The sequence below is a fragment of the Microbacterium sp. B19 genome, assembly GCF_000333395.1.
Classification (GTDB): domain Bacteria; phylum Actinomycetota; class Actinomycetes; order Actinomycetales; family Microbacteriaceae; genus Microbacterium.
In genome coordinates, this window is the sequence record NZ_BADA01000542.1 from 1 (window position 1) to 9,775 (window position 9,775).

11 protein-coding genes and 1 pseudogene are annotated in these 9,775 nt (G+C 71.2%); 10 read left to right on the top strand and 2 right to left on the bottom strand.

The window, feature by feature from the left end:
• From I5G_RS18330 to I5G_RS18345, 4 genes and pseudogenes are all read left to right on the top strand, one after another.
• Positions 1 to 661 (top strand): annotated as a pseudogene (locus tag I5G_RS18330) (UDP-N-acetylglucosamine 1-carboxyvinyltransferase); the annotation flags it as partial.
• A 3-nt stretch (positions 662 to 664) separates the two neighbouring features.
• Positions 665 to 1,405 carry a 1-acyl-sn-glycerol-3-phosphate acyltransferase gene (locus I5G_RS18335; RefSeq protein ID WP_022880354.1) on the top strand — a complete coding sequence of 247 codons (741 nt, stop codon included), beginning with the start codon at positions 665 to 667 and terminating at the stop codon, positions 1,403 to 1,405.
• Positions 1,395 to 2,531 carry an NAD(P)H-dependent glycerol-3-phosphate dehydrogenase gene (locus I5G_RS18340; RefSeq protein ID WP_022880355.1) on the top strand — a complete coding sequence of 379 codons (1,137 nt, stop codon included), beginning with the start codon at positions 1,395 to 1,397 and terminating at the stop codon, positions 2,529 to 2,531. The genes I5G_RS18335 and I5G_RS18340 overlap by 11 nt, the downstream gene beginning before the upstream one ends.
• Positions 2,431 to 3,516: a D-alanine--D-alanine ligase family protein gene (locus I5G_RS18345; RefSeq protein ID WP_083896702.1), complete on the top strand. Its 1,086-nt coding sequence runs from the start codon at positions 2,431 to 2,433 to the stop codon at positions 3,514 to 3,516. The genes I5G_RS18340 and I5G_RS18345 overlap by 101 nt, the downstream gene beginning before the upstream one ends.
• A 15-nt stretch (positions 3,517 to 3,531) precedes the next feature.
• On the opposite strand, the gene I5G_RS18350 is transcribed toward I5G_RS18345, so the two are convergent.
• Entirely contained in the window at positions 3,532 to 4,035 is a 504-nt protein-coding gene (locus I5G_RS18350; protein ID WP_022880357.1) for a DUF3515 family protein, read from the bottom strand.
• A gap of 25 nt (positions 4,036 to 4,060) precedes the next feature.
• On the opposite strand from I5G_RS18350, the gene thiL reads away from it, so the two are divergent.
• On the top strand, positions 4,061 to 5,053 hold the full coding sequence (gene thiL / locus I5G_RS18355; RefSeq protein ID WP_022880358.1) for a thiamine-phosphate kinase: 993 nt from the start codon (positions 4,061 to 4,063) through the stop codon (positions 5,051 to 5,053).
• An 86-nt stretch (positions 5,054 to 5,139) separates the two neighbouring features.
• Here the strand turns inward: thiL and rsmD are convergent, their stop codons facing one another.
• Positions 5,140 to 5,703, bottom strand: coding sequence for a 16S rRNA (guanine(966)-N(2))-methyltransferase RsmD (gene rsmD / locus I5G_RS18360; protein WP_022880359.1), 564 nt, complete (start codon positions 5,701 to 5,703; stop codon positions 5,140 to 5,142).
• A gap of 49 nt (positions 5,704 to 5,752) precedes the next feature.
• Here rsmD and I5G_RS18365 point away from each other — a divergent pair, with 49 nt between their 5' ends.
• The 5 genes from I5G_RS18365 to I5G_RS23525 form a co-directional block, all read left to right on the top strand.
• Positions 5,753 to 7,912: an ATP-dependent DNA helicase RecG gene (locus tag I5G_RS18365; RefSeq protein WP_022880360.1), complete on the top strand. Its 2,160-nt coding sequence runs from the start codon at positions 5,753 to 5,755 to the stop codon at positions 7,910 to 7,912.
• Positions 7,913 to 7,928: 16 nt separating this feature from the next.
• Complete coding sequence (gene coaD / locus I5G_RS18370) at positions 7,929 to 8,426, top strand: pantetheine-phosphate adenylyltransferase (RefSeq protein ID WP_022880361.1); 498 nt, start codon at positions 7,929 to 7,931, stop codon at positions 8,424 to 8,426.
• Between the two features lie 153 nt (positions 8,427 to 8,579).
• Positions 8,580 to 9,074 (top strand): DUF177 domain-containing protein, encoded by a 495-nt coding sequence (locus tag I5G_RS18375; RefSeq protein WP_051038881.1) that lies wholly within the window; start codon positions 8,580 to 8,582, stop codon positions 9,072 to 9,074.
• A 2-nt stretch (positions 9,075 to 9,076) separates the two neighbouring features.
• Positions 9,077 to 9,286: a 50S ribosomal protein L32 gene (rpmF, locus tag I5G_RS18380; RefSeq protein WP_013586329.1), complete on the top strand. Its 210-nt coding sequence runs from the start codon at positions 9,077 to 9,079 to the stop codon at positions 9,284 to 9,286.
• A 10-nt stretch (positions 9,287 to 9,296) separates the two neighbouring features.
• The coding region (locus tag I5G_RS23525) for a ribonuclease III family protein (RefSeq protein WP_022880363.1) at positions 9,297 to 9,775 on the top strand (479 nt) is incomplete at its 3' end.

The window sequence follows — 9,775 nt, forward strand, 5'->3', positions numbered from 1 at the left end:
CTTCATCGAGGGCGTCGACCGTCTGGTGGGCTACGACCACCGGGCGATCTTCGACCGGAACGAGGCGGCGTCGTGGGCGTGCGCCGCCCTGGCCACCGACGGCGAGATCTTCGCCAAGGGCGCCCGCCAGCAGGACATGCTCACGTTCCTCAACGTCTTCCGCAAGGCGGGTGGCTGGTTCGACGTCCGCGAGGACGGCATCCTGTTCCGCCGTGGCGGCGACCTCAAGCCCGTCATGGTCGAGACCGACGTCCACCCCGGCTTCATGACCGACTGGCAGCAGCCGCTCATCGTCGCGCTGACCCAGGCGCACGGCACGTCGACCGTGCACGAGACCGTGTACGAGAACCGTCTCGGGTTCACGCAGGCGCTGAACAAGATGGGCGCCGACATCGTCGTGCACCCCAAGGGCATCGCGAGCCCCGACCGCCGCGTCCCGCGCCGCGACCTCGAGCAGGCCGCCGTCATCAACGGCCCGACGCCGCTGCACGGCGCCGACGTCGAGGTGCCCGACCTGCGCGGCGGCTACAGCTACGTCATCGCCGCGCTGGCGGCCGAGGGCGAGTCGACGGTGCGCAACATCGGCATCATCCGCCGCGGGTACGAGAAGTTCCTCGAGAAGCTGACCGCTCTCGACGCCGACTTCGACGTCGTGGGCTGAGCCGTGGCGGCCACTCCGGAGAAGAGCCGGCCGAGCGCCTTCTGGCCCCTCGCCGTGGTCGTCGTCCCGCTCGTGGGCCTCTTCGCCCGCATCGAGCTGCGGGGCGTGGAGAACCTCCCGCGCGAGGGCGCCTACGTGCTCGCGCCGAACCACAACTCCGAGTTCGACCCGCTCATCGTCGCCGTCGCCGTGTGGCGCGTCGGCCGCGCCCCGCGGTTCATGGCGAAGGAGAGCCTGTTCAAGGTCCCCGTCCTCGGGGCGGCGCTCCGCGCCACCGGCATGGTCCCCGTGCCGCGGACGTCCGCGAGCGCGAACCAGTCCATCAAAGCCGCGCAGGACATCGCGCGGGACGGACGCGGGGTCATCGTGTACCCCGAGGGCACCCTGACCCGCGACCCCGGCCTGTGGCCGATGCGCGGCAAGACCGGTGCCGTACGGCTCGCGCTCGGCGGCGACCTGCCCCTCATCCCCCTGGCGCAGTGGGGCGTGCAGCAGATCCTGCCCCGGTACGGCAAGTTGCGCTTCCCCCGTCGCTCGCACGTCATCGTCGAGTTCGGTCCCGCTCTGGACCTGTCCGAGTTCCGCGCCACGGCGACACAACCGGCCACCCTGACGCGCGCGACCGACGTCCTCATGGCGCGGATCGCCGAGATGCTGTCGGCCCTGCGCGGCGCACCGGCGCCCGCCGAGCGGTGGAACCCGTCGCAGCACGGGCAGAACGAGACGGGCCGCCTTGAGTCGTAGGACCGAGACCGCCGGGCCCAGGGTCGCCGTCATCGGCGCGGGCAGCTGGGGGACGACCTTCGGCAAGATCCTCGCCGACGGCGGTGCCTCCGTCGTGATGTGGGCGCGCCGGCCCGAGCTCGCCGCCGAGATCACCGAGTCCAAGCGCAACAGCCGCTACCTCTCGGGGATCAACCTGCCGCGCACGATGACCGCGACGACGAGTCTCACCGAGGCCCTCGACGGCGCCCAGCAGGTGTACCTCTCGATCCCGAGCCAGGCGCTCCGCGAGAACCTCGCCGCCGTGAAGCCACTGGTCGACCGAACGGACGCCCCGATCGTGTCCCTCATGAAGGGCGTCGAGAAGGCGTCCGGGCTGCGGATGAGCCAGGTCATCGAGCAGGTGCTGCTGTGCGATCCCGCGCGCATCGCCGTGGCATCCGGTCCGAATCTCGCCCTGGAGATCGCACGGGAGCAGCCGACGGCCGCGGTCATCAGCTCGCTGAGCCCCGAGACCGCCGAGGCCGTCGCCCGGCGCGCACGGAACCGCTACTTCCGGTCGTTCGTGAACACCGACGTGATCGGCACCGAGTTCGGTGGTGTGCTGAAGAACCTCATCGCCGTCGCGATCGGCATCGTGGACGGTGTCGGCTACGGCGAGAACACGAAGGCCTCGATCATCACGCGCGGCCTCGTCGAGATGACGGACTTCGCCGTCGCGCAGGGTGCTCAGCCCGAGACGCTCCAGGGCCTCGCCGGCCTCGGCGACCTCATCGCGACGTGCCAGTCGCCGCTCAGCCGCAACAACACGGCCGGACGCCTGCTCGGACAGGGCTACAGCTACCAGGACGTCGTGAAGCAGATGCAGCAGACCGCGGAGGGCCTGGCATCCGTCGCCCCCGTCCTGCAGCTCGCGCGCGAGGTCGGCGTTGACATGCCGATCGTGCGACAGGTGAAGATGGTGCTCGACGGCACCATGAATCCGCGCGACATCGCGCCCCATCTCACGACCGACGACGACCAGCCGCAGGGCGAGAGGACGCAGAATGACCAAACCGGCGGTGGCGGTGCTCTTCGGCGGGCGCTCCAGCGAGCATTCGATCAGTTCCGCCACGGCGGGCGGGGTGCTGCGGGCGATCGATCGTGACCGCTTCCGGGTGATCCCCGTCGGGATCACCCGCGACGGCGCCTTCGTGCTCGAAGACGACGACCCCGACAAGTTCGCCCTGCGTCCCGAGGCCCTGCCCGAGGTGCGTGACAACGGCACCCGCGTGCGGCTGCCCGACTCCGTGCTGTCGCGCGAATGGACCGTGACGGATGCCGACGGCGAACGGTCGCTCGGCGACGTCGACGTCGTGCTCCCGATCCTGCACGGCCGTTTCGGTGAGGACGGCACGATCCAGGGGCTCCTCGAGCTCCTCGGCATCCCGTACGCCGGTGGCGGGGTGCTCATGTCGGCGATCGGCATGAACAAGAACGTCACGAAGCGCGTCCTGCGCTCCGCGGGCGTGCCGGTGGTGCCGTGGGTCGCCGTGACGCGGGCCGACCTCGCGCGCAATCGCGACCTGTGGGAGCGGCGCATCCGCTCCCTCGACCTCCCCGTGTTCGTGAAGCCGAACGAGGCCGGGTCCAGCGTCGGCGTGACGAAGGTCTCCCGCTGGGACGACCTGGATGCCGCCCTCGACACGGCTTTCGCCGAGGACCGTCTCGTCCTGGTCGAGCAGGCGGTCGTGGGCCGTGAGTTGGAGGTCGGTGTGCTGCCCGGCCGCGACGGTGGTCCGGTGCGGGTGAGCGTCGCCGGCGAGATCGTGGTGACGGGCCGCGAGTTCTACGACTTCGAGGCGAAGTACATGAACGCTCCCGGCGTCGACCTCGTGTGTCCCGCTGACCTGCGCGACGGCGAGCTCGCCGAGATGCAGCGGATCGCCGCCCAGGCGTTCGAGGCGCTCGGCGGCGAGGGTCTCGCGCGCGTCGACTTCTTCTACACGGGCACCGAGTTCTACGTGAACGAGGTCAACACGATGCCCGGGTTCACGCCGATCTCGATGTTCCCGACGTGCTGGATCGCGTCCGGGCTGTCGTATCCCGAGCTGATCAGCGACCTGCTCGACGCCGCGCTCGACCGCGCCTGACGCGCGGCGATCCGCTCAGGGGGTCGCGCTCGGCGCGGGGGTCGCGTCGTCGGGCGAGGTGCACACCTGGCCGGTCGCGGGCAGGTAGTCGCGGATGAGCGGCGCGAGGGCCGACGCGATGTCGGCGCTGCTCGCCTCGGCGTAGTCGAGGTAGACCTGTACCGCGGGTGTGCGGCCGAACGTCGTCAGCGTGTAGCGGTTCTGATCGGCCTGTGACTCGTCGACCAGCCAGTCCACGCCGTCGAACGGGCGGCAGGGGAGCGTCGACGGCCCGGGGGCCTCGAGCCCGCACGTCAGCAGGATGCTGGCGGGATCGCCCCACGCGCCGGTCGCCTGGGCGTCGGTCCAGCGGCGCTCCTGACCGGAGATCGACTTCGGCAGTCGCGCGATGATCTGCGCGCACGCGGGGTCGTTGGCATCCTTCGCCGGCTGCATCGAAACGGTCGTCGTGCACGCGGCGAGCCCCGGAAGAAGAGCGAGGGTGGCGATCAGCGCGAGGGAACGACGGGAGCGGGGCACCCCTCCAGGCTAATAGCGTGGGAGGGTGACCGACGCCGAGACCACCGTGGGGGAGCTGTCCGAGGGGCAGGTGCTCCGTGGCATCCTGGACCGCCTTCCCGCCTCGACCGCTCCCGTGGGGCCGGGGGACGACGCGGCGGTGCTGGCCGTGCCGGACGGACGCGTCGTCGCGACCACGGACACGCTCGTGCACGGTCCGGACTTCCGGCTGGCGTGGTCGTCCGCGGTGGATCTCGGCTACAAGTCGGCGGCGGTCAATCTCGCCGACGTCGCGGCGATGGGCGCGCGGCCGATCGCGCTGCTCGTCGCGCTGGCGATGCCGGACGACACGCCGCTGTCGTTCGTCCGCGGGTTCGCCGACGGCCTCGCGCGGGCGTGCGCCGAGCTCGCCCCGGGCTGCGCGGTGGAGGGCGGCGATCTCACCGTCTCGGACACGCTGACGATCGCGGTGACGGCGCTCGGCAGCCTGGATGGGCGCGATCCGGTGCGCCGTTCCGGCGCGCGACCCGGGGATGCCGTGCACGTGATCGGCGAGCTGGGCGTGGCGGGGCGCGGACTCGATGTGCTCTTCACCCGCTTCGTCGACGCGTCCGGTGCGCCGATCCCGGTGACTCCCGAGACGCGCGCGGCCCTCGATGCAGAAGACGCGCAAGGCCTGGACCGGCAGCTGCGGCCGCGACCGCCGATCGCCGACGCACTGCGGGCGGCGGACGCCGGTGCCACCGCGATGATGGACATCTCGGACGGACTGGCCCTGGATGCCGAGCGCCTCGCCGACGCGTCCCGAGTCACGATCGCGTTCGATGCGGGCGCGCTGGGGGAGGACCTCGCGCGGGCGCTCGGCGGGGGAGAGGACCACGGATTCCTCGTGACCTACCCCGCGGGGGCGGTCGGCCCCGGGCGCCGCGTCGGCACGGTCGAGGGCCGCGGCGAGATCGCGGTCACGGTCGACGGGCGCCCCTGGACCGGCCGCACCGGCTGGGATCCCTACCGGGACTGGGACGCGGGCCGCGGCTGACCGCCGTGACTGCGTGAGTCGCCAGGATTTGTCCCTTCTCGCGCGGCAGAGGCGACAGATCCTGGCGACTCACGCGTCGGGGATCCTCAGTCGGCCGGGCGGCCCCACCACAGGGTCGTGTCCCCGTAGGTGCGGTCGCGGTCGGGCTCGAGACCGGCGGCATCCCAGTCCGGTGCGGGGGAGCGCTTCGCGCGCTCGACGATCACCGCGGCATCCGGGCTCAGGCGGGGGGCCAGGGCGGCGAGGACGCGGGTGATCTCGTCGTCCGCGACGTCGTAGGGCGGGTCGATGAACACGAGGTCCCATGCGGCGGTGGACGATTCGACGAACGTCGTCGCGTTAGCCCGGTGCACGCGGGCCGCACCGCGGACGCCGGCGCTGCGGAGCCGCTCCGCGTTCTTGCGGATGAGGGCCGCCGCGGGCGCGGACAGCTCGACGAGGTCGGCCGACACGGCTCCGCGACTCAGGCTCTCGAGCCCGAGCGCACCCGACCCGGCGTAGAGGTCCAGCACGCGCGCGCCCTCGATCAGGTCGGCCGACTCCAGCGCCCCGAACAGCGACTCGCGCACGCGGTCGCTCGTGGGCCGCGTGCCCTTGGCGGGGACGTCGAGAACCGTGCCGCCCGCGCGGCCGGAGATGATGCGGGTCACCGTTCCACCCTACAAACCGCGTGTCGGAGGGGATGCCTAGACTCGGTGCATGCCCGGTCTGTCCCTGTCGTCGCGACTCGACGGCGCCGTCGGCGGCAAGACCGCCGCGGCTTTCGAGCGCGCGTTCGGCATGAAGACCGTCGGCGAGCTGCTCGAACACTACCCGCGCCGGTACGCCAAGCGCGGCGAGCTGACCCCGATCGCCTCCCTGCCGCTCGGCGAGCCCGTGACGATCGTCGCCGAGGTCGTGAGCGCGACCGAGCGCCGCATGCAGAACCGGCGCGGGTCGCTGCTCGAGGTGATCATCAGCGACGGCGACGGCCGCATGTCCCTGACGTTCTTCAACCAGTCGTGGCGCCTGAAAGATCTCACGCCCGGTCGCCGCGGCATCTTCTCGGGCAAGGTGGGGGAGTACCGGCGGCAGACGCAGCTGACGCACCCCGATTACGAGCTCTTCGACGACCTCGAAGAGGCGCGCGCCGAGGCCGAGGTGAACTCCAAGCGTCCGATCCCGATCTATCCCGCGACGAGCACCGTGCCGAGCACGCTCGTGCAGAAGACGATCGCGCTCGTGCTCGACGGCCTGGGCGGTATCGACGATCCCCTGCCGGACGACCTGCGCGAGCGGCACGGCCTCGTCGGCGCCCGCACCGCACTGGAGCACATCCACCGCCCGGAGCACGACGACGAGATTCCACCGGCGGTCGCGACGCTGCGCATGCAGGAAGCGTTCGTCCTGCAGACCGCGCTGCTGCAGCAGCGGCAGTTCGTCCGCGCGCTGTCCGCGGCGAAGCGCCCCGCCGCGCCCGGCGGCCTCCTCGAACGCTTCGATGCGGCCCTGCCCTTCGCGCTCACCCCCGATCAAGAGACCGTCGGCGCCCGGATCGCCGCCGACCTCGTCGGCGACTGGCCCATGAACCGCCTGGTGCAGGGCGAGGTCGGTTCCGGTAAGACGCTCGTCGCCCTCCGCGCGATGTTGCAGGTCGCCGAGTCCGGTGGCCAGTCGGCGCTCATCGCCCCGACCGAGGTGCTCGCGGCACAGCACGTGCGGTCGATCGCGAAGATGCTCGGACCGCAGCTCGCCCCCGAGCTGATGCCGACGCTGCTCACCGGACAGCTCCCGGCCGCCGAGCGCCGTCGCGCCGCCCTGCGCGTGGCATCCGGTCAGGCTCGGATCGTCGTCGGCACCCACGCGCTGCTCAGCTCCACGACGACGTTCGCGGATCTCGGTTTCGTGGTGGTCGACGAGCAGCACCGCTTCGGGGTGGACCAGCGCGAGGCGCTCCGCGCCAAGGGCGACTCGCCGCACACGCTCGTGCTCACCGCGACGCCGATTCCACGCACCGTCGCCATGACGGTGTTCGGCGACCTCGACGTCTCGACGATTCGCACCATGCCGGCCGGGCGAGCTGGCATCCAGACCTTCGTCGCCCCGCTCGCCGAGAAGCCGGGCTGGTTCGCCCGGGTGTGGGAGCGTGTCGCCGAAGAGGTGGCGAAGACGCACCAGGTGTTCGTCGTGTGCGCCGCGATCGACGCCGAGAAGCTCACGAAAGACGAGGTCGGCGACGAGCCGTCCGACGGCGCCGATACGCGCACGCGCTGGGGCGTCGTTCAGGTGGGGGCGCTGCTCGACACGCTGCCCGCCTTCGCCGACATCCGCGTCGAGATCCTCCACGGCAAGATGCACGCGGACGAGAAGGATGCCGTGATGCTGGCGTTCGCGCGGGGCGACATCGACGTGCTGGTCGCCACGACCGTCATCGAGGTCGGCGTCGACGTCCCGAACGCCTCGACGATGGTGATCCTCGAGGCCGACCGGTTCGGCGTCTCGCAGCTGCACCAGCTGCGCGGACGCGTCGGCCGAGGCGGACTGCCCGGTCTCTGCCTGCTCGTGACCGAAGCGGCGCCGGGAACGTCGTCGCGTTCGCGCGTCGAGGCGGTCGCCCGGACGCTCGACGGCTTCGAGCTCGCCGAGGTCGATCTCGAGCTGCGCGGCGAGGGCGACGTCCTCGGCGGAGCGCAGTCGGGCGTGCGGTCGTCCCTCCGGCTCCTGCGTGTCGTGACCGATGCGGATCTCATCGTGCAAGCCCGGGCCGCGGCCGAGACGGTGCTCGCCGACGATCCCGCACTCGTGCGGCATCCGGGACTCGCGGCCGCGCTCGAGCGACGTGTCGGCGTCGAAGAACGCGCGGCCCTCGCCAAGTCGTGATCGGTAGGCTGGCGGAATGAGTCCGCGGATCGCCGTCGTACCCGGTTCCTTCGACCCCCCGACGCGGGGGCACCTCGATGTGATCCGCCGCGCGGCCGGCCTGTTCGACCAGCTGCACGTGCTCGTGGTCCACAACCCGGGCAAAGAGGCGATGCTGCCGATCGCGCAGCGTCAGGCCCTGCTCGAGCAGTCGATCCAGGACGAAGGCATCGAGGGCGACGTCATCGTCGCCGCGTGGAGCATGGGACTCCTCGTCGACTACGCCACCGACGTGGGCGCGCAGGTGCTCGTCNAAGGCATCCGGTCGCAGGTCGACGTCGCGTACGAGACGCCGATGGCCATCGTGAACCGCGACCTCGCGCACGTCGGAACGGTGTTCCTGCTGCCCGATCCGTCGCACGCGCTCGTCTCCAGCTCGCTGGTGCGCCAGGTCGCCGCGCTCGGCGGCGATGTGTCGCCGTACGTACCCACCGCGGTCGCCCGGTTCCTCGACACCGGCGCGCGCGGGCTGTAGCGGCCCCGGGCCCGACTCGGGCGCGAACCGCGTCGGCGCGCGGCGCCTCGGCCCCCGCCCAGGGGCGCGCGGGTAGCATGGACGACCGTGAGAACCCACCGACCCGGACCTTTCCAGCTCCCCGTGCGCGACATCGAGCGCAAGCCGGGCGAGATGCGCGAGCACGAACTCGACATCCCCGCGCCCGAGAAGTGGGGCGAGGGCCTCGTGTCCGTCGCCGCCGCCGAACTGCTCGAGATCGACGTGCGTCTGGAGTCCGTCCACGAGGGCATCCTCGTCTCCGGAACCGTCGACACGACGGCCACCGGAGTGTGCGGGCGGTGCCTCACCGACATCACCGAGCCTGTCGAAGTCGAGTTCCAGGAACTTTTCGCGTATCCTGGGGAGGAAGCGAACGACTTCGAAGTTCAAGACGACCACGTGGATCTTGAAAATCTGGTCCGGGATGCCATTGTCCTCTCGCTTCCGTTCCAGCCGGTGTGTCAGCCGGATTGCCTCGGGCTCGACCCGGTCACGGGTGAGAAGCTGACGGAGAGCGCCGGCGACACGGAGCAGACACCCGTCGATCCTCGGTGGGCGGCGCTCCAGCAGTACACCCCAGACGACGGCGATGCGCTCCGCGCCGCCCCCAAGACAGAGAAGAGCTAGTCATGGCAGGTAACCCCCCGAAGCGGAAGGTCTCCCGCTCGAACACCCGCTCGCGTCGCGCGCAGTGGAAGGCCGAAGCCCCCGCGCTGGTCAAGACCATCGAGAACGGCAAGGTCGTCTACAGCCGCCCCCACCAGGCGAAGGTCGTCACCGACTCGCAGGGCACCGAGCTCTTCCTCGAGTACAAGGGCCGCAAGGTCGCCGACGTCTGATCAACGTCCGGTGACGCGAAACACTGCGCTCATCGAGAAGCTCGGGGTCGACATCGACCCCGAGCTTCTTTCTCTTGCGCTGACCCATCGCTCGTTCGCGTACGAGAACGGCGGCATCCCGCACAACGAACGCCTCGAGTTCCTCGGCGACTCCGTGCTCGGGCAGGCGGTGACCGTGCGCCTGTACACGGGGCATCCCGAACTCGACGAAGGAAGCCTCGCCAAGCGGCGCGCAAGCGTCGTCTCGACGGTGGCTCTCGCCGAGGTCGCGCGGGGCATCGGCCTCGGTGACCACGTGCGGCTCGGCCGCGGTGAGATCCTCACGGGCGGTCGGGACAAGGACTCGATCCTCGCCGGGCTTCACGTCGAAACTCGCGTCGATGACGGCGGCGGTTCCGGTGTCGCCGAGCTGGTCGCGCCGCGCGCCGGCGCGGAGCTTGTCGACGGCGGACTGTGGGGAGCGGCCGAAGACCTAAAGAGGTTCTGGCC